13 protein-coding genes are annotated in these 19,654 nt (G+C 74.3%); 1 reads left to right on the top strand and 12 read right to left on the bottom strand.

Annotation, left to right across the window (positions count from 1 at the left end; translation table 11 throughout):
* Positions 1-615: 615 nt before the first annotated feature.
* Positions 616-1,425 (bottom strand): TrmH family RNA methyltransferase, encoded by an 810-nt coding sequence (locus ACZ4UX_RS28695; RefSeq protein ID WP_465708801.1) that lies wholly within the window; start codon positions 1,423-1,425, stop codon positions 616-618.
* A gap of 98 nt (positions 1,426-1,523) precedes the next feature.
* Between ACZ4UX_RS28695 and ACZ4UX_RS28690 the strand changes: the two genes are divergently transcribed.
* Complete coding sequence (locus tag ACZ4UX_RS28690) at positions 1,524-4,292, top strand: SpoIIE family protein phosphatase (protein WP_465708800.1); 2,769 nt, start codon at positions 1,524-1,526, stop codon at positions 4,290-4,292.
* A gap of 104 nt (positions 4,293-4,396) precedes the next feature.
* Here ACZ4UX_RS28690 and cobA read toward each other — a convergent pair whose 3' ends face one another.
* The 11 genes from cobA to ACZ4UX_RS28635 all read right to left on the bottom strand — a co-directional run bounded on the left by cobA (position 4,397) and on the right by ACZ4UX_RS28635 (position 19,509).
* The gene (gene cobA, locus ACZ4UX_RS28685; RefSeq protein WP_465708799.1) at positions 4,397-5,674 is read right to left on the bottom strand and encodes a uroporphyrinogen-III C-methyltransferase; all 1,278 of its coding nucleotides are present in this window, start codon (positions 5,672-5,674) and stop codon (positions 4,397-4,399) included.
* Between the two features lie 107 nt (positions 5,675-5,781).
* On the bottom strand, positions 5,782-9,504 hold the full coding sequence (cobT, locus tag ACZ4UX_RS28680; protein WP_465708798.1) for a nicotinate-nucleotide--dimethylbenzimidazole phosphoribosyltransferase: 3,723 nt from the start codon (positions 9,502-9,504) through the stop codon (positions 5,782-5,784).
* 494 nt (positions 9,505-9,998) lie between these two features.
* A complete protein-coding gene (gene cbiE, locus ACZ4UX_RS28675; RefSeq protein ID WP_380387922.1) occupies positions 9,999-11,264 on the bottom strand; it encodes a precorrin-6y C5,15-methyltransferase (decarboxylating) subunit CbiE in 1,266 nt (421 codons plus the stop codon).
* Between the two features lie 217 nt (positions 11,265-11,481).
* Complete coding sequence (locus tag ACZ4UX_RS28670; RefSeq protein ID WP_329486852.1) at positions 11,482-12,165, bottom strand: GNAT family N-acetyltransferase; 684 nt, start codon at positions 12,163-12,165, stop codon at positions 11,482-11,484.
* Positions 12,166-12,370: 205 nt separating this feature from the next.
* A complete protein-coding gene (locus ACZ4UX_RS28665; protein ID WP_329486853.1) occupies positions 12,371-13,198 on the bottom strand; it encodes a MetQ/NlpA family ABC transporter substrate-binding protein in 828 nt (275 codons plus the stop codon).
* 58 nt (positions 13,199-13,256) lie between these two features.
* Positions 13,257-13,994: a methionine ABC transporter permease gene (locus tag ACZ4UX_RS28660; RefSeq protein WP_329486854.1), complete on the bottom strand. Its 738-nt coding sequence runs from the start codon at positions 13,992-13,994 to the stop codon at positions 13,257-13,259.
* Positions 13,991-15,031, bottom strand: coding sequence for a methionine ABC transporter ATP-binding protein (locus ACZ4UX_RS28655; protein WP_465708797.1), 1,041 nt, complete (start codon positions 15,029-15,031; stop codon positions 13,991-13,993). The genes ACZ4UX_RS28660 and ACZ4UX_RS28655 overlap by 4 nt, the downstream gene beginning before the upstream one ends.
* A gap of 558 nt (positions 15,032-15,589) precedes the next feature.
* Complete coding sequence (locus ACZ4UX_RS28650) at positions 15,590-16,093, bottom strand: GNAT family N-acetyltransferase (RefSeq protein WP_329486856.1); 504 nt, start codon at positions 16,091-16,093, stop codon at positions 15,590-15,592.
* A gap of 311 nt (positions 16,094-16,404) precedes the next feature.
* Positions 16,405-16,662 carry a hypothetical protein gene (locus ACZ4UX_RS28645; protein ID WP_329486857.1) on the bottom strand — a complete coding sequence of 86 codons (258 nt, stop codon included), beginning with the start codon at positions 16,660-16,662 and terminating at the stop codon, positions 16,405-16,407.
* Positions 16,663-16,778: 116 nt separating this feature from the next.
* The gene (gene argH / locus ACZ4UX_RS28640; protein ID WP_465708796.1) at positions 16,779-18,218 is read right to left on the bottom strand and encodes an argininosuccinate lyase; all 1,440 of its coding nucleotides are present in this window, start codon (positions 18,216-18,218) and stop codon (positions 16,779-16,781) included.
* 97 nt (positions 18,219-18,315) lie between these two features.
* The gene (locus ACZ4UX_RS28635) at positions 18,316-19,509 is read right to left on the bottom strand and encodes an argininosuccinate synthase (protein WP_329486859.1); all 1,194 of its coding nucleotides are present in this window, start codon (positions 19,507-19,509) and stop codon (positions 18,316-18,318) included.
* Between the last annotated feature and the right edge of the window lie 145 nt (positions 19,510-19,654).

Raw genomic sequence — 19,654 nt, 5'->3', positions numbered from 1 at the left:
GCTGGGCAGCCGACGCACCGGAAGTCGGCCGGGCCGACGTCCTGCTCCCGGGAAGAGCGCTGCCGCCTGGCAGCCGACCTGGCCACCGAACGCATCGCCCCGCACCGGAAAGTCGGCTCGTCCGGCTTCCCACTCCGCTGCGGACCGCGTGTCGTCGGCGGATCCTGAGGGCCGCCCTCGGGGCCGCGCGCGGGAAGTCGGACAGATCGACTTCCTACTCCCCCCGCTGGGCCGTGCCTGCCCGCTGCTGCCGACCGCCTCGGGGACACCGCCGCATCACCCCTGCACGGGAAGTCGGCCCGCCCGACTTCGCACTCCCCCGGCGGACTGAGGCGCCCACCGACAGCTCCGGTGGGGCGCCCCCCGGCCACCCCCGAGTGCAGGAAGTCGGCCGGGCCGACTTCCTGATCCGCGGCTCAGGGTATGGATGGCGTGGGCCATCGGGGAGCCAAGGTGGTGCTCCGCGCTGACCAGGGCTCGGTGGAGGGTGCGGGGTGCGGATCAGGCCGAGGGGCCGGAGGTGCGGGCCACGGTGAGGAAGCCGCCGGCGGTCGGCAGGTGAGGCCGTCGCCCTGCGGGGTTCCTCAGTTGGGTGCGGGAGCGGGGGGTGACGGGTCAGGCCGGGGCGGTGACGGCGTAGAAGGCCACGGCTGCGGCGGCGCCCACGTTGAGGGAGTCGATGCCGTGGGCCATCGGGATGCGGACGGCGCGGTCCGCGGCGGCCAGCGCCCGGGGGGTGAGGCCGTCGCCCTCCGCGCCGAGCATCAGGGCCGCCTTGGGCAGCCGGTGCGGGGCCAGGGCGGCCAGGTCGACGGAGCCCTCGGCGGGGGTCAGGGCGAGCAGCTCGAAACCGGCGGCGCGCACGGTGTCCAGCGCGGCCGGCCAGGGCTCCAGCCGTGCGTACGGGACGGCGAAGACGGCGCCCATGGAGACCTTGACCGCGCGCCGGTACAGCGGATCCGCGCAGTCGGGCGAGAGCAGCACGGCGTCCATGCCGAGCGCGGCCGCGCTGCGGAAGATCGCGCCCAGGTTGGTGTGGTCGACCAGGCCCTCCAGCACGGCCACCCGGCGGGCGCCGGCCAGCAGCTCGGCGGCGTCCGGGAGCGGGCGGCGCTCCATCGAGGCGAGCGCGCCGCGGTGGACGTGGTAACCGGTGACCGCCTCGGCCAGCCCCGGTTCGACCACGTGGACGGGGGCGTCGGTGTCGGCGATCACGTCCGCCATCACGTCCAGCCACTTGGCCGTCAGCAGCATCGACCGCATCCGGTACCCGGCGGCCATCGCCCGGCGGATGACTTTCTCGCCCTCGGCGATGAACAGGCCCTCGGCGGGTTCGCGGCGGCGCCGCAGTTCGACGTCGGTCAGGCCGGTGTAGTCGCTCAGGCGCGGGTCGGCGGGGTCGGTGATGGTGCTGGGTTCGGACACCCTGCGATCTTGCCAAGCCGGGGTGGAGAAGGCCAAACGGCCCAGGGCGGGATGTGCTTGACCTTGGCCTGTAGGTGTGTGGAGTGCAAATATGACGTATGGCCCGTTTTCCGGGCCGATCATGGGCTCCGTCGGCCTCTGGCACTTTCGGCTCCGCTACGTCTCCCCGTGCCGCTGGTACCGCCGGCTCCTCCGGTGGGCGCCCACACGGTCGGCAACAGCAGCCGAAGGACGCTCGGCCGAGACCGGTACAGCGCCGGTCGGTGGCCGGGCAGGTCTTCGCGCTGCAGGTACTCGTGGTGCTGCTGCTGGTCGCCGCCGCCGTGGTGGCGCTGGTGGTGCAGTCCCGCAACGACGCCCGGCACGAGGCGACCAACCGGTCGGTGGCGGTCGCCCAGACCTTCGCCAACTCACCGGGCATCGTCGAGGCGCTGCACTCCCCCGACCCCACTGCGGTCCTGCAGCCGAAGGCCCAGGCCGCGGCGCTCAACGCGGGAGTGGACTTCATCGTCGTCCTCAACACCGACGGCATCCGCTACACGCACCCCAATCCGGCCCGGATCGGTCAGAAGTTCGTCGGCGACTACGAGCCCGCGCTGCACGGGCAGGTGGTGACCGAGCAGGTCAACGGCACGATCGGACCTCTGGTCCAGGCGGTCGTGCCGGTCCGGGCACCGGACGACACCGTGGTCGGCATGGTCTCGGCGGGGGTCACCATCGCCAACATCAGCAGCGCGAGCGAGCGGCAGCTGCCCGTGGTGCTGGGCGCCGCGGCGGTCGCCATGGGGCTGGCCACCTGCGGGACGGCGCTGGTCAGCCGGCGGCTGCGACGGCAGACCCACGGGCTGGGCCCGTCCGAGATGACGCGGATGTACGAGCACCACGCGGCGGTGCTGCACGCGGTGCGCGAGGGTGTGCTGATCGTGGCCGGCGACGGGCGGCTGCTGCTCTGCAACGACGAGGCGCGCCGGCTGCTGGCCCTGCCCGCCGACGCCGAGGGGCGGCTGGTGACCGAGCTGGGCCTGGACCGCGCGCCCGAGGAACTGCTGACGGCCAACCGGCCGGTCACCGACGAGGTGGTGCTGGCCGGTGAGCGGCTGCTGGCCGTGAACGTCCGGCTGACCGACCGGGACGGCGGTCCGCCGGGCTGCGTCGCCACCCTGCGGGACTCCACCGAGCTCCTGGCGCTGTCCGGGCGGGCCGAGGTGGCCCAGCGGCGGCTGCGGCTGCTGTACGACGCCGGGGTGTCGGTGGGCAGCTCGCTCGATGTGACGCGGACGGCCGAGGAGCTGGCCCAGGTGGCGGTGCCGCGGTTCGCGGACTTCGTCAGCGTCGATCTGGCCGAGGAGGTGCTGGAGGGCGACGAACCGCCGCAGGGCCAGCCGCTCGGACAGATGCGGCGGGCGGCGTTCAAGGGCGTCCGGGAGGGCTCGCCGTTCTATCCGGTGGGCACGGTGCTGGCGGTCGTGCCGTCGACGCCGCTGGCGGGCGCGCTGGACACCGGGGAGGCCGGGCTGGAGCCGCGGCTGGCGGAGACGGAGGCCTGGCGGGTGCAGGACCCGGAGCGCTCGGCGCAGGCGCTGGAGTACGGGGTGCACTCGCTGGTGCGGGTGCCGCTGCGGGCGCGCGGGGTGCTGCTGGGGGTGGCGCGGTTCTGGCGGGCGGACCGGCCGGAGCCGTTCGACGAGGAGGACCTGGCGCTGGCCGAGGAGCTGGTCTCGCACGCCGCGGTCTGCATCGACAACGCGCGCCGGTACACCCGCGAGCACGCGATGGCGGTGACGCTGCAGCACAGCCTGCTGCCGCGCAACCTGCCCGCGCAGAACGCGCTGGACGTGGCGCACCGGTACCTGCCGGCGCAGGCGGGGGTGGGCGGCGACTGGTTCGACCTGATCCCGCTGCCGGGCGCGCGGGTCGCGCTGGTGGTCGGGGACGTGGTGGGGCACGGCCTGCACGCGGCAGCGACGATGGGCCGGCTGCGGACGGCGATCCACAACTTCTCGACACTGGACCTGCCGCCGGACGAGTTGCTCGGGCACCTGGACGAGCTGGTGAACCGGATCGACCAGGAGGAGTCGGCGACCGGCGGGGCGGCGGCGGTCACCGGCGCGACCTGCCTGTACGCGATCTACGACCCGGTGACGCGGCGCTGCACGCTGGCCAGCGCGGGGCACCCGCCGCCGGCGCTGGTCGGGCCGGACGGCCGGGTGGAGTTCCCGGAGCTGCCGACCGGGCCGCCGCTGGGGCTGGGGGCGCTGCCGTTCACGACCGCCGAGCTGGAGGTGGCCGAGGGCAGCCGGCTGGTGCTCTACACCGACGGACTGGTGGAGGACCGCGACCGGGACATCGACGAGGGGCTGGAGATGCTGCGGGCCGCGCTCACCGGGCCGCCGCGCACTCCCGAGCAGACCTGCGCGGACGTGCTGGGCGCGATGCTGCCGGCACGGCCGCAGGACGACATCGCGCTGCTGGTGGCGCAGACCCGGGCGCTGGCGTCCGACCAGGTGGCGGAGTGGGAGGTGCCGTCCGACCCGGCCGCGGTCGGCGAGGTGCGGGCGGCGGTGGCGGAGCGGCTGGCGCAGTGGGGGCTGGACGAGGCGGCGTTCGTCACCGAGCTGATCCTGAGCGAGCTGGTGACCAACGCGATCCGGTACGGGCGCGGGCCGATCCGGGTCCGGCTGCTCCGCGACCGGGCGCTGATCTGCGAGGTGTCCGACGCCAGCAGTACGTCGCCGCACCTGAAGTACGCGGCCACCACGGACGAGGGCGGGCGCGGGCTCTTCCTGGTCGCGCAGTTCGCGGACCGCTGGGGCACCCGCTACACGGCCGGCGGCAAGGTGATCTGGACCGAGCAGCCGTTGGAGTGAGGCCGGGCGCGCGGGTCGCGGTGCGGAGTGGGAAGTCGGCCGGGCCGACTTCCCACTCCTCGGTCGATCAGGCGGGCACGGCTGATCAGACGCGCACGGGTTGGTCAGGCGTGCACGGCGGGGGCCAGGACGTTGACCACGTCACCGATGACGATCACGGCGGGGGGCTTGATCCGCTCCGCCTCGACGGTGGCCGCGACCGTGGCGAGGGTGGCGTCCACCCGGCGCTGGGCCGAGGTGGTGCCCTCCTGGACGACCGCCACCGGGGTGTCGGCCGGGCGGCCGCACTCGATCAGCTTCTCGGCGATCGCGCCGATCTTGTCGACGGCCATCAGCAGCACCAGGGTGCCGGTCATCCGCGCGACGGCCTCCCAGTTGGTCAGCGAGCGCTCGTCGGCCGGGCCGACGTGCCCCGAGATCACGGTGAACTCGTGCGTCATCCCGCGGTGGGTCACCGGCACGCCGGCCGAGGCCGGCACGCTGATCGAGCTGGAGATGCCCGGCACCACGGTGACCGGCAGCCCGGCCTCCGCGCAGGCCAGCAGCTCCTCGCCGCCGCGCCCGAACACGTACGGGTCGCCGCCCTTGAGCCGGACGACGAACTTGCCGGCCTTGGCGTGCTCGATGAGCGTCCGGTTGATCGCCTCCTGGGCCATGAACCGGCCGTACGGGATCTTGGACGCGTCGATCACCTCGACGTGCTCGGGCAGCTCGGCGAGCAGCTCGCGCGGGGCGAGCCGGTCCGCGACCACCACGTCGGCGTCGGCGAGCAGCCGGCGCCCGCGCACGGTGATCAGGTCCGGGTCACCAGGACCGCCGCCGACCAGGGCGACGCTCCCCGTGCCCGGCCGCCCGGCGGCGCCCCCGACCCCGTGCGAGCGGTACTGGCGGGCGGCCAGCGAGCCGTCCCGCAGGCCGTCCACGATGGCGTCGCGCAGGGCGGCGGAGTGCCTCGGGTCACCGGTGAGGACGGCGACGGTGGCGCCCGCGTCGCGGCCGCTGGCCGGGGTCCAGGCGGTGGCGGCGGCCGCGTCGTCGCTGCGGGCGCAGAACACCCGCTCGCGCTCCGCCTCGGCGCTGACCGCGGCGTTGACCGCCGGGTCGTCGGTGGCGACCAGCGCGTACCAGCTGTCGGCCAGGTCGCCGTCCCGGTAGCGGCGCTCGTGCCAGGTGAACTCGCCGGCGTCGGCCATCGCCTGGACGGCGGGCGTGGTGGTCGGCGATATCAGGTGCAGGTCCGCGCCGGTGGCGATCAGCGCGGGGAGCCGGCGCTGGGCCACGTGGCCGCCGCCGACCACGACGACGCGGCGGCCGGCGAGCAGCAGGCCCACCGGGTACGGGGTCCGGCCCTCGGTGCCGGGGTGCGGGTTGGGCGCGGTCATGGGCAGGGCTCCTGAATCAACGTGAGGGTGCGGTGGGGGTACGGCGCGGCACCGCTCCGCGCGCCGGCGCGCCCTCGGGCCGGTTCACGGAGCGGTGCGGACGGTCGTCAGGCCTTCTCGGTGACCCCGGCGGAGTCGAACGTGGCTACATCGTGCATCGCCCGGGCCGCACTCTGCACCAGCGGCAGGGCCAGCAGGGCTCCGGTGCCCTCGCCGAGCCGCAGGTCGAGGTCGATCAGCGGACGCAGGCCGAGCTTGGCCAGCGCGGCCTGGTGGCCGGGCTCCGCCGAGCGGTGACCGGCGATGCAGGCGGCGAGCACCTCGGGCGCGATCGCCTTGGCGGCCAGTGCCGCCGAGCCGGCGATGACGCCGTCCAGGATGACCGGGGTGCGCAGCGAGGCGGCGCCGAGCAGGAAGCCGGCGATGGCCGCGTGCTCCAGACCGCCGACGGCGGCGAGGACGCCGATCGGGTCGGCCGGGTCCGGCTGGTGCAGGGCGAGCGCGGCGCGGACGACCTCGACCTTGCGGGCGTGCGTCGCGTCGTCGATGCCGGTGCCGCGGCCGGTGACCTCGGCCGGGTCCAGCCCGGTGAAGACCGAGATCAGGGCGGCGGAGGCGGTGGTGTTGGCGATGCCCATGTCACCGGTGACCAGGGCCTTGTTGCCGGCGGCGACGAGGTCGCGGGCGGTCTCGATGCCGATCTCGACGGCCTTGAGGGCCTCGTCCCGGGTCATCGCCGGGCCCTGGGTCATGTCCCCGGTGCCGGGCCTGACCTTGCGCGGCAGCAGGCCGGTGGTCCGGCCCTGCTGGATGGCGTCGGGGAGCTCGGCGGCGACGCCGACGTCGACCACGCAGACCTCGGTGCCGATCTGCTTGGCGAAGGCGTTGATCACCGCGCCGCCGGCCAGGAAGTTGCCGACCATCTGGGCGGTGACCTCCTGCGGCCAGGGGCTGACGCCCTGGGCGTGGACACCGTGGTCGCCCGCGAAGATCGCCACGCAGGCGGGCTCCGGGATCGGCGGCGGGCACTTGCGGGACAGCCCGGACAGCTGAGCGGAGATGATCTCCAGCATGCCGAGCGAGCCGGCCGGCTTGGTCATCCGCTTCTGGCGGTCCCAGGCCTCGCCGAGGGCCTTGGCATCGAGCGGGCGGATGCCGCGCAGGGTCTCGGAGAGCAGGCTGTGCGGCTCCTCGCCGGGCAGCGCGCGGTTGCCGTACTGCTCCTCGTGGACGACCCAGGAGAGCGGGCGCTTCTTGGCCCAGCCCTGCTGCTGGAGCTCCGGCTCGTCCGGGAAGGCGTCGACGTAGCCGACGCAGAGGTAGGCGACGACCTCCAGGTGCTCGGGCAGGCCGAGCTCGCGGACCATCTCCTCCTCGTCGAAGAAGCTCACCCAGCCGACGCCGAGGCCTTCGGCGCGGGCGGCCAGCCAGAGGTTCTCGACGGCCAGGGCGGCCGAGTAGGGGGCCATCTGGGGCTGGGTGTGCCGGCCGAGGGTGTGGCGGCCGCCGCGGGTGCGGTCGGCGGTGACCACGATGTTGACGGGCGTTTCGAGGATCGCCTCGATCTTGATTTCCTTGAACTGCTTGGCCCGGCCCTTGGGGAGCGAGTCGGCGTAGGCCTCGCGCTGGCGCTCGGCCAGTTCGTGCATCTTGCGACGGGTCTTGGCCGAGCGGATCACGACGAAGTCCCAGGGCTGGGAGTAGCCGACGCTGGGCGCGGTGTGGGCGGCCTCCAGGACGCGGATCAGCACCTCGTGCGGAATCTGGTCCGGGCGGAAGCCGTTGCGGATGTCGCGGCGCTCGCGGATCACCTGGTGGACGGCCTCGCGGCCGGCGTCGTCGTAGCCGGGGGCGGCCGGGCCACGCGGCTCGGCGGGCTCCTCCGCGGGCTCCTCGGTGACGGGCTCGGCGGGGTCGGCCGCCTCGGCGGGCTCCGCGGCCTCGGCGCTTCCGGCCTCCGCGTCGGGGGCGGCGGCGTCGGCCCCGGCGGCCTCGACGGCCTCGGGCTCGGTCTCGGCGGCCGGCTGCTCCGCAGGGGCCGCAGGGGCCTCAGGGACCTCCGCGGCGGCCTCGGGAGCCGCTTCGGGCTCCACCGGCTCCACCACGGCAGCGGGCTCGGCGACAACCTCCTCCGGGCCCGGAGCCGCGGCGGCGGCCTCGGACTCCGCCGGGGCCTCCTGCGGCTGCTCGGGCTCCGCGACGGCGACGGCGACGGCCTGGCCGGACGGCATCTCGCCGGTGCCGACGGCGGTCTCGGCGGACTCCTCGGCGGCGGCCTCGACGCCCGTCCCGGCGGCGGCCTCGGCCGGGCTCCCGCCCTCGGCGGGGGCCTGGCCCTCGGTGACGACCGGCGCCTGCTCGACGGCGTCCGGCTCCTGGGCGGCCGGCACCGGCTCGGCCGCGGGCTGCTCAACGGCGACCGGCTCGGCGGCGGGCTGCTCCGGGGCGGTGTCCGGCACCGGCTCGGCGGCGGGCGCCTGGGCCTGCTCGGCGACCGCTATGGGGACGGCGTGCCGGCCCTCGCCGTCCGCGACGGCCTGGACCGGCTCGGTGCCCTCGACCTGCGGGAGGCCGTGCGGGGTCGGTGCGGCGAGGAAGGCGGAGATCCGGCGGGGCTGACCGGCCTGGGCGGCCGGCTGCTGCGGCACGGCCTGGGCGGCGTCGGGCGCCTGCGCCTCGGCGGCCACGGGCTCGGCGACGGCGGGCTCGACGGCAGCGACCTGCTCGGCAGCGACCTGCTCGACGGCGACCGGCTCGACGGCGACGGCCTCGGCGGGCAGGGCTTCGGTCTGCTCGGCGACCGGCACCTGCACCGGCACCTGCTCCATGACGGCCGCGGGCTCCACGACGGCGTCGGCGGCCGGCGCCGCGACGGGCGCCTCGGCGATCAGCACGGCGTCGGCGACCGGAGCGGCCACCGCCACCGCGTCCACCGGCTGCGCGGCCGGTTCGGCGTACTGCGGGGCCTGCGGGGCCTCCTGGACCGGCGGCACGGCCTGCGGCGGCTGGACCGGGGCCACCGGCTGCTGCGCCGGCTGGGCCTGCACGGGCGCGGCGGCCTGCGGCTCCGGCTGCCCGGCGAAGACCGGGATGCCGTGCGCGGGCGTGCCGCCCTGCGACGGGCCGCGGTCGGCGAGCGAGCGCACCGGGACCTGGCCGGTCATCAGCGAGGGGTCCGGGATCGGGGGCCCGGCGTGCAGCGGGCGGCGGGGCTGCTGAGCCGCCGTCAGCTGGTCCTGGCCCTGCGCCTGGAGCGGCGGCTGGACCTGCTGCGGCACCGCGGCCTGGAGCGGCACCGGCTGGACCTGCTGGGCGGCCGGGTCGGTCGCGCCGAGGACCGGCGGCTCCAGCGGCGGCCAAGACGGCTCGACCGGCGTACCGGGAGCGGCCTGCTGCTCGGCGCTCTGCTCACCGGGACCAGCCGCCAGCGGCTCGCCCCAGGAACCCTGCGGACCGGGCATCAGCAGGACGTCGTCCTCGTCGTCGAGGGGGTCCGGCTGGTCCGGCTGGTCCAGGAAGTGGAACGCGGGGCGCGGGGCGCCCTGGTCGACCCCCCAGCCCTCGCCGGGCGCCTGGACGCCGTAGCCGGGCACGCCGAGCGGCTGCGGCTGACCGCCGGGGCCCTGCGCGGGAAACATGCCGATGCCCTGGCCCACCGCTCCGGGCAGGCCGTTCCCCGGCGCCGCCGGGTTCGGGATCAGGCCGCCGTCCGGTGCGACGCCCTGCCCCGGCGCGACAGTGGAGACGCCCTCCGGGCCGCCGAGAGGGTCGGGCCCGGCGAGCAGGTGCTCCGGCAGTCCCTCGTTCGGAACGTGGCCGCCATCGGTCATGTCAAAGCTCCTTCCAGGCCGCTGCCGCGCCCTTGGCGACGCGATCACCGACCGCAACGCCCATCCGCACGGGCCGGGCCCTGGAACCGGACCCGCCCCTCAACCACATGCGGCCGCCGCGCCGAGGCGCTGCGGCCGAATTCCTTCCGGCGCGCTGCGGCACCCCGGCCCGCGCACCACCCGGGTGGGGAGGCGCGCCATCTGAGACAACGACAAGGCGGGGCAACCGGCAACGACCGCACCGGACCCTACGGCATTCTCCAGGTCCGGCACGCGGCCCGTCGAATTGCCCACACTCCGAGCCGTTCCGGGTTGCACCGCGTCAAAAAGGCGACAAACCGACCGGATCGGGCGGCCCCGGGCGCCGCAGCCGTCCCGGACGCCACACTACCGGCCCGGCGGCGTCACCTCTCGAATCGGTGTCCGGATGCGACCTGGATCACCGCCGGACCCCGCAATCGCCACCGGGGCGGCCGGGCGACGGCACCCGGTCTTCACACGATCTGCTCACCCCAGAGCAGGAGCACGCCGGGCTCGCCCGCCGCGAGCCCCAGGCCGCCGTCCGCCCCGACCGGGCGCAGCGGCGCGGACTGGAGCAACGCGCCGTCGGCGCGGTAGCCGGCCCCGGTGACGGCGCGGCGGATCTCCTCGGCCTCGGCGAGGGTGCGGGCCACCGCCGCGAAGCGCTCGGGCCGGCGGGCCAGGACGGCGCGCACCACCTCGATGCCGCCGGCCTCGACGACGGCCGCGTCGGGCTCCGGCAGACCGCCGAGCACCTCCGGGCCGGACCCGTGGACGGTCTCCACCTCGACGCCGAACCGGCGGGCGTTGACCGTCAGCCGGGCGCAGGCGGAGCGGGAGGCCTCGACCGCGACGACGGCCGCGCCGAACCGGGCGGCCTCCACGGCGAGGGCGCCGCTGCCCGCGCCGACCGACCAGACCAAGTCCCCCGGACGGACACCCAGACGGGCCAGTACGAGGGCGCGCGCGTGCGCGGGCAGCGCCTCCGGCGCGCCGGGCGCGTCCTCCGCGCGCCCGGCGCCCGTGTAGGCGTCGCCGGGGAGCGCCCAGCCGCGGTCCGGGCCGGGGTAGCCGACCGGGCGGCCGGCCAGCCAGCCGGCCGCCTCGCCCACCGCGCCCGCCTGCGGACCGCCGCCGTTGCCGCCGATGACCAGCACCACGTTGGGGTCGCGCCAGATGTGGTCGGCGACCCGGTCGGAGGTGAGGACGGTGACGTCCTCCTCGGGGGTGCCGAGGGCCTCGCAGACCACGAAGGTGCGGTGCACCCCGCGCAGCATCAGGGCGAGTTCGCTCGGTCCGGCGCCGGGTGCGGTGAGCACGGCGACCTTGGCGTTGGCCCGGCAGATGTTGGCGGCCCGGCGCAGCCGTCCGCCGTGGGCGCTGACCACCTGGGCGTCCTCCCAGGGCATGCCGGCCCGGGCGAAGGCGACGGCGACCGAGGAGACGGCGGGCAGGACTTCGAGTTCGAGGCCGTACTCGGGGCGGCGCAGGGTGCGCACGACGCCGAAGAAGCCCGGGTCGCCCTCGGCCACCACCACGGCGGCGCCGCGGTGTTCGGCGATCCGGCGGGCCGCGAGCCCGACGTTGCCGAGCACGAGCCGCTCCGCGCTCGGGGGCACCGGGAGGGCGTTGAGCTGGTAGGGGGCGCCGGCCACCAGGGTGGCCGCGGCGAGTGCCGCGCCGGCGGCCTCGGTCAGCGGGGTGCCGTCCCACCCGATGACCGTGATCCGGTCAGCCATCTGCGGCCGTTCTCCCTCGCCTCGGTGCGCCGACATGCCGCGCCCGTTACGGCGCCGTGGGAGAGGCTACCGGGTGCGTTCCCCTCGGCGCCGACTTCTCGCACACATGTCCGCCGTTCGTCGGCCGCCGCTCCCCCGCCGGTCACCGTGCGGCCCACCGGTCACCGTGCGGCCGGCTGGTCACCGTGCGGCCCGCCCGGGCCCGGACGACGGCGGGTCAGTCGCGCAGGACGTAGCGGTGGTCGTCGTGCCAGGCGCTCTCCGGCTCCGCCGGGTTCTCCATGTCCTCGGGGAGCAGGCTCCACAGGATGAGGTCGCTGCGGCTCTCGGCCGCGCTCCGGTGGCCGGACGGCACCTCCGCGGTGTGCGTACCGGCTCCGACGGACTCGGCCGGTTCGCCGCGCACTATCCAGGCGCTGCGCAGCACGCCCTCGCTGATGGCGCCGACCTTCTGGGCGACCTGCTGGGCGGCGGTGTTGCCGGCGGCGGTGCGCATCTCCAGGCGCAGGAAACCGCGGTCCTCGAACAGCCACTGGGCGGTGCCCAGGACGGCCTCGGGCGCGTAGCCCTCGCCGCGCGCCCAGGGGGCGGTGACGTAGGCGATCTCGGTGGAGCGCAGCCGCCAGTCGGTGTTGCGCAGCTCGACCAGGCCGACCAGGCGCTGGGTGAGGTGTTCGGTGACGGCGAAGACGATGCCGCGGCCGGCCGCCCGGTGGGCGGGGGCGAGGGTGCGGGCGAGTTCGGCGGCGTAGGCCTCGGTGAAGGGGTACGGGAGGTCGGTCCAGGCGAGGACGAGTTCGTCGGCCGTCATCGCGGCGAGGCCGGGGGCGTCGTTCTCCGCAAGGGGGCGCAGCAGCAGCCGCTCGGTGCTGATGGCGGTCTCGGGGAAGCTCGCTGCCATGCCGTCTCTCCTCGCCGGTCGTGGACACACCGTACGCCTCACCGGTACCCCGGATGTCGCGCGGTGCGCGGACCGCACGACGGTACGTCAGAACGCGGTCTGTCAGGGCGTCACTGGTGCATACTGCCCGACCGGGCCCCCGCCGAGGTGCGGCGGGGGCCCGGTCGTGGACGTGCGGTTCGGCGGTGCCGGTGGGGGCCGCCGGTCAGAACGCCGGGATGACGGAACCCTTGAAGGTGTCGTCGATGTACTTCTTGACCTCGGCGGAGTGGAGCAGCTCGGCGAGCTTCTTGACCCGGGGGTCGTTCTCCTTGCCCTGCTTGACCGCGAGGATGTTGGCGTAGGGGTTGCCCTCGGCCTTCTCCAGCAGCAGCGAGTCGCCGGCGGGCTTGAGGCCGGCGTCGAGGGCGTAGTTGCCGTTGATCACGGCGGCGTCGAGGTCGTCGATGGAGCGGGGCAGCTGGGCGGCCTCCAGCTCCTTCCACTTGAGGTTCTTCGGGTTGCCGGTGATGTCCTGCGGGGTCGCGGCGGTGCCGACGCCGGCCTTGAGGGTGATCACGTTGTTGTCGGCGAGCAGCTTGAGCGCGCGGCCCTCGTTGGTGGCGTCGTTGGGCAGGCCGACGGTGGCGCCGTCCTTGAGGTCGCCGATGGCCTTGACCTTCTTCGAGTACACGCCCAGCGGCTCCAGGTGGACCGGCTCGACGGAGACGATCTGGGTGCCGTGCTTCTTGTTGAAGTCCTCCAGGTACGGCACGTGCTGGAAGTAGTTCGCGTCGGCCGAGCCGTCCTGCACCGCGGTGTTGGGGGTCACGTAGTCGGTGACCTCCTTGATGGTGAGCTTGAGGCCGGCCTTGTCCGCGAGGTTGTCCTTGACGAACTTCAGGATCTGCCCGTGCGGGGTGGGGCTGGCGACCACGGTGAGCGGGGCGTTCGGGTCGGAGGAGCCGGACGAGCCGGAGCTTCCGCAGGCCGCCAGCGAGAGGGCGATGCCGGCCGTGGCGAGGACGCTGGTGAACTTCAGGGCGTTGCGCACGAAAAGTGCCTTTCTGCGTGATACGGGGAGCCGGGTCCGGAATCGGACGCCGGGAGGTCTAGAGGGCGACGAGGTCCTCGTCGGGGGCGGCCGGGGTCGTGCCGCGCGGGCGGAGCAGGCGGGTCCGGCCGCCGGTGCGCCCGCGGTTGGCGAGCCGGCCCACGGCCCAGTCGCCGAGCAGCTGCACCAGGGTCACGATGATCACCAGCTCCGCGACGATGATCCACATGAAGGCGGTCTCGAAGCGGAAGTAGCCGTAGTTGATGGCGAGGGTGCCGAGGCCCCCGCCGCCGACCACGCCGGCCATCGCGGAGTAGCTGATCAGCGTGATGACCGTGGTGGTGACGGAGGCGGTCAGGCCGGGCAGCGACTCCGGGAGCAGCGCCTTGCGGACGATGGTCCAGGTGGAGGCGCCCATGGCCTGCAGGGCCTCGACCAGGCCGCGGTCGACCTCGCGCAGGGAGGTCTCGACCAGCCGGGCGAAGAAGGGGATCGCGCCGATGGTGAGCGGCACGGTCGCGGCCTCCCAGCCGATGGAGGTGCCGACCAGCCAGCGGGTGAAGGAGATCAGGGCGATCATCAGGATGATGAACGGCACCGAGCGGACGATGTTCACGATCGCGCCGAGCACCTTGTTGACCGGCCGGTTCTGCAGCAGCCCGCCCTTGTCGGTGAGCACCAGCAGGACGCCGAGCGGCAGGCCGAGCAGGACGGTGCCGGCGGTGGCGACGCCGACCATCTGGAGGGTCTCCCAGGTGGCGGGCCACATCAGTTCCTGCATCTGGTCCCAGGTCATGCCACCGCTCCGCTCGCCTTGTCGATGCCGGTCGTGTCGAGCACGTCCACCTGCAGGCCCTGCTCGCGCAGGAACCCGATCGGCACCACGTTGTCCTGGTGGCCGCCGGGGAGTTCGACCCGCATCCGGCCGACCATGCGGCCGGCGATGGTCTCGACGGCGGCGCCGAGGATGTTGATGTCGATCTGGTAGGTGCGGGCGAGCTGGGAGACGAAGGGCTGGGCGGAGCTGTCGCCCTGGAAGGTGATCTCCAGCACGGTGCGGCCGGGGTGGCCGGTGCCGAACTCGCTGAGCGGGAAGAGCTCGCGGGCGAGTTCCGAGCCGGGCTTGGCCAGCAGGTCGGTGAGCTCGCCGGACTCGACCACCCGGCCGCCGCGCATCAGGGCGGCGGAGTCGCAGACGGACTTGATGACGTCCATCTCGTGGGTGATCAGCAGGACGGTCAGGCCGAGCTGCTGGTTGAGGTCGCGCAGCAGCTTGAGGATCGAGCGGGTGGTCTCCGGGTCGAGGGCCGAGGTGGCCTCGTCGGAGAGCAGCACCTTGGGGTCGCCGGCGAGGGCGCGGGCGATGCCGACGCGCTGCTTCTGGCCGCCGGAGAGCTGGCCGGGGTAGCTGCGGGCCTTGTCGCCGAGGCCGACCAGGTCGAGCAGTTCGGCGGCCTTGCGGCGGCGCTCGGCGCGGTCCAGGCCGACGATCTCCAGCGGGAGCTCGACGTTCTGCTGCACGGTGCGGGAGGCGAGCAGGTTGAAGTGCTGGAAGACCATGCCGATCCGGCGGCGTGCCTCGCGCAGCTCCTTGCCGGCCCGGTTCTCACCGCCGGCGAGCGCGGTGAGCTCGACGCCGTCCACGGTGACGGTGCCGGAGCTGGGGCGCTCCAGCATGTTGACGCAGCGGATGAGGGTGGACTTGCCGGCGCCGCTGGTGCCGACGACTCCGTAGACCTCGCCGGGGCGCACGTGCAGGTCGACGCCGGCGAGGGCGGTCACCTCGCGGCCGCGGGAGCGGTAGACCTTGGTGAGGTCCGTGGTGGTGATCACAGCTGCTTCCGTGGGTCGGGGGCGGACGGCGTGGAGCCGCCGGACCGGGTTGCGGTCGGCGGGACGGACGGCGTCGCACCGGGGGGATCCGGACCTGCCACCCCTTGATCGTCGCCGCTGGGCGGCCGGGCCGCGCGACGGCGTGGCCCTAACGAGTCATCAGGGACGACCGCCGGCCCGTGGCCGGGCAGGCGGACGGAGCGGGTGGTGCTCCACAGGCTGGGGCGTGCTCGCACTGACGGGAGCAGGCCGGGTCTCGCTTCGGGGCGCGAGGGGGAGGGCCCCGGCCGACGGCCGGGGAGGGGACGGTGGCCCTCAGCGGTGACACATTCGACGACACATGGCGCGCTCACCTGCCGGCAGGGTGCCGGTGGGGGTCCATTTCGTCGTCGCAGTCATGTGAGCCAGTAAATCAGAAGGTTCGACTTCGTCCCAACTATTCGGATTCGCTGTCCGCAATACGGACAGCAATCCCTGTGAGCTGCTGCGATGCACCTCGGCGCCGCCCCCGGATCGTCCGGATGATGGCGGCGCCGGGCAATGGCGAAGGCGCGGGGCTCAGGCGGTCGCGGCGAGCGGCGCCACCGCGGGCTTCTCCAGGTGGACCAGGCCCGGCCCGCCGTCGACCTGCTCGACGGCGGTCTGGCGGTAGCCCTGACGGGTGTAGAGGCGCAGGTTGCCCAGGCTGCGGTGGCCGGTGAACAGTCGGTACGCCGTCACCGGGCGGCCGTCGGCGGCGAGGCGGCGCTCCAGGGCCTCCAGCAGGCGGCCGCCGAGCCCGTGGCGCTGCATCCGGGGGTGGACGACCAGGCGCCCTATCCGGCCGATGCCGTCGGGGCCGATCCGGCCGCGGACGGTGCCGACCACCTCGTCACCGAGCCGGGCGACCAGGACGTACTGCTCGGTGAGCTCCTCGCGCAGGCTCTCCAGGGTCTGCGTCAGCGGCTCCAGGCTCCAGTCGCCGTACAGCTCGGCCTCGCTCTGGTAGCCGAGGTACTGCAGCTTGAGGATCTGCTCCGCGTCCTCGGTGTCCGCCACCGAGATGATCACGCTCATGCCCATGTGCTGGGGCCTCCCCATCGTCGTGCCCGGCGCGCAGAGTGAGGGTGTCGCACCGGATGCCCTGCCGGAGATGTCCCGGCCGGGGATCGGTCCTGGCCGGGGGTGGCGCACGAACGCGCCCGTCGGGCGGCCCGGTGGGGCCACGGCGACGGCGACGCGCTCACGCTCAGTATCCGAGTGATCGCGCCGCCGTCAAGAGCCGCGTTCGCCAGCGCTCTACCCGCGCGTCAGCTGCTCTCAACCTTCCGGCCGTACGACGTGGCGAGGGTCACGTCGCACCGCCCGGGGCGACGGCCGCGGGCCCGGGCCGGCTACGGATAGCGCTCGGCGTGCAGAACGGCCCGCAGGCAGGCGAGGCAGCGGGACCGGGTGGGGCCGATCGAGCCGCGCGGCATGCCGAGCCGCGCGGAGAGCTCGCGGTAGGTCGGCGGCGGGTCCTCGGCGAGGGCGGCGACGAGCTGCGGGCAGCGGCCCGGCAGGGCGGCCACCGCCGCCCGGACGGCGCGGCGCCGCAGCGCGGCGAGGACCTCGTCCTCGGCGGACGGGACGACGGGAAGGATGGTGCACATACCGTGCATGACCTGCTCCGGGCCGGGCCGGTTACGGCCGACCGGGCGTGAGCACCCGAAGGGGGCGCGGCGCTCGATCCGCCACGCCCCCTTCGAGGGGTACCGCTTCGGGGGTGTCAGCCCTGGACCCACTTCTCCTGGAGCGCCAGGTCGTCCTTCACCTCGGCGAGCTGGACGGCCACCGCCGAGGGTGCCGTGCCGCCGCGGCCGTTGCGCGAGGCGATCGCGCCGTGGACGCTGAGCACCGAGCGGACGTCGGGCGTCAGGTGCTCGGAGATCCGCGCGAACTGCTCGTCCGTCAGGTCGGAGAGCTCGATGCCCTGCTGCTCGCAGACCTTGACGCAGGCACCGGCGACCTCGTGCGCGACCCGGAACGGCACGCCCTGCCTGACCAGCCACTCGGCGATGTCGGTGGCGAGCGAGAAGCCCGCCGGGGCGAGCTCCTCCAGCCGGTCCCGGTGCACGGTGAGGGTGGCCATCATGCCGGTGAAGGCCGGCAGCAGCACCTCCAGCGTGTCGCAGGAGTCGAAGACCGGCTCCTTGTCCTCCTGGAGGTCCCGGTTGTAGGCGAGCGGCAGCGCCTTCAGCGTCGCCAGCAGGCCGGTCAGGTTGCCGATCAGCCGGCCGGACTTGCCGCGGGCCAGCTCGGCGATGTCCGGGTTCTTCTTCTGCGGCATGATCGAGGAGCCGGTGGAGAAGGCGTCGTGCAGGGTGATGAAGCCGAACTCCTTGGTGTTCCAGATGATCACCTCCTCCGCGATCCGGGAGAGGTTGATCCCGATCATCGCGGTGACGAAGGCGAACTCGGCGACGAAGTCGCGCGAGGCCGTCCCGTCGATGGAGTTGCCGACCGAGCCCCGCTCGAAGCCGAGGTCGGCGGCGACCGCCTGCGGGTCGAGGCCGAGCGAGGAACCGGCCAGCGCACCGGAGCCGTACGGGGACACGGCGGTGCGCACGTCCCACTGGCGCAGCCGCTCGGCGTCCCGGCCGAGGGCGTGCACGTGCGCGAGGACGTGGTGGGCGAAGAGCACCGGCTGCGCGTGCTGGAGGTGGGTGCGCCCCGGCATGGCGGTGTGCGGGTGCTCCTCGGCCAGGCCGACCAGGGCGTGCTGGAGGTCCAGGATCAGCCCGCCGATGATCCGGGCGTGGTCGCGCAGGTACATCCGGAACAGCGTGGCGATCTGGTCGTTGCGCGAGCGGCCGGCCCGCAGCTTGCCGCCCAGGTCGGCGCCGAGCCGCTCCAGCAGGCCGCGCTCCAGCGCGGTGTGGACGTCCTCGTCGGCGACGGTGCCGGTGAAGGTGCCGGCCTCGACGTCGGCGAGCAGCTGGTCCAGCCCGGCGAGCATGGCGTCGAGCTCCTCGGCGCTGAGCAGCCCGGCCTTGTGCAGGACGCGGGCGTGGGCCTTCGACCCGGCGATGTCGTACGGCGCGAGGCGCCAGTCGAAGTGCACCGAGGCGGAGAGCCTGGCGAGCGCCTCGGAGGGGCCGTCGGCGAAGCGCGCGCCCCAGAGGCGCAGCTCAGGAGAGTTACTGGCGGCGGTCTGGTCGGCAGGCATCGCTGGGCTCCTTACAAGGTGGCGGGTCGGGGGCGGCCCCGGCCGCGAGGGGGCGCGGCCGGGGCCCGGCAGGTGGTCGGACGACCGGGCGGTCGGCTCAGCCGAGGTCGCGGCGGGCGGCGATCTTCGAGGACATCCCGAAGATCTCGATGAAGCCCTTGGACATCGACTGGTCGAAGGTGTCGCCGGTGTCGTAGGTGGCGAGGTTGAAGTCGTACAGCGACTGGTCGGACTTGCGGCCGTCGACGACGGCCCGGCCGGCGTGCAGCACCATCCGGATCTCGCCGGTGACGTGCTGGTTGGCCTCGTTGACGAAGCCGTCCAGCGCCCGCTTCAGCGGGGAGAACCAGAGGCCGTCGTAGACCAGCTCGGCCCAGCGCTGCTCCACCTGCCGCTTGTAGCGGGCGAGTTCGCGCTCGACGGTGACGTTCTCCAGGGCCTGGTGGGCGGTGATCAGGGCGATCGCGCCGGGGGCCTCGTAGATCTCCCGGGACTTGATGCCGACCAGCCGGTCCTCGACCATGTCGAGCCGGCCGATGCCCTGGGCCCCGGCCCGCTTGTTGAGCTCCTCGATGGCCTGCAGGACGGTCACCTTGCGGCCGTCGATGGCGACCGGGACACCGGCGTCGAAGGTGATGACCACCTGGTCGGCCTCGCGCGGGGTGGCCGGGTTCTGGGTGTACTCGTAGACGTCCTCGATCGGGGCGTTCCAGATGTCCTCCAGGAAGCCGGTCTCGACGGCGCGACCGAAGACGTTCTGGTCGATCGAGTACGGGGACTTCTTGGTGGTGGCGATCGGCAGGCCCTTGGCCTCGGCGAAGGCGATCGCCTTGTCCCGGGTCATCGCGTAGTCGCGGACGGGGGCGATGCACTTCAGCTGGGGGGCCAGCGACTGGATGCCGACCTCGAAGCGGACCTGGTCGTTGCCCTTGCCGGTGCAGCCGTGGGCGACGGTGGTGGCGCCGTGCTTCTGCGCGGCGGCGACCAGGTGCTTGACGATGGCCGGCCGGGAGAGGGCCGAGACCAGCGGGTACTGGCCCTGGTACAGGGCGTTGGCCTTGATGGCCGGGAGGCAGTACTCGTCGGCGAACTCGTCGCGGGCGTCCGCGACCTCGGCCTCGACGGCGCCGCAGTCCAGCGCCCGCTGGCGGATGACCTCCAGGTCCTCGCCGCCCTGGCCGACGTCGACGGCGACGGCGATGACCTCGGCGCCCGTCTCCTCGGCGATCCAGCCGATGCAGACGGACGTGTCCAGACCGCCCGAGTAGGCGAGTACGACGCGCTCGGTCACGGCTTTCTCCTTCACAACAGTGCGAACAGGCTTACGGCGATAGGCATAAGTATGCACTACACCGTATGGATTTCAAAACCCCTGCCGAGGAACGGGCGAACCGGGGTCACGGGGCGGTGCGTCGGGTGGGCGGAACGGGGCGGGC

The sequence above is a fragment of the Kitasatospora sp. NPDC028961 genome, assembly GCF_055564815.1.
The sequence above is the reverse complement of the archived record's forward strand: the minus strand, read 5'-3'. Positions and strand labels throughout refer to the sequence as shown.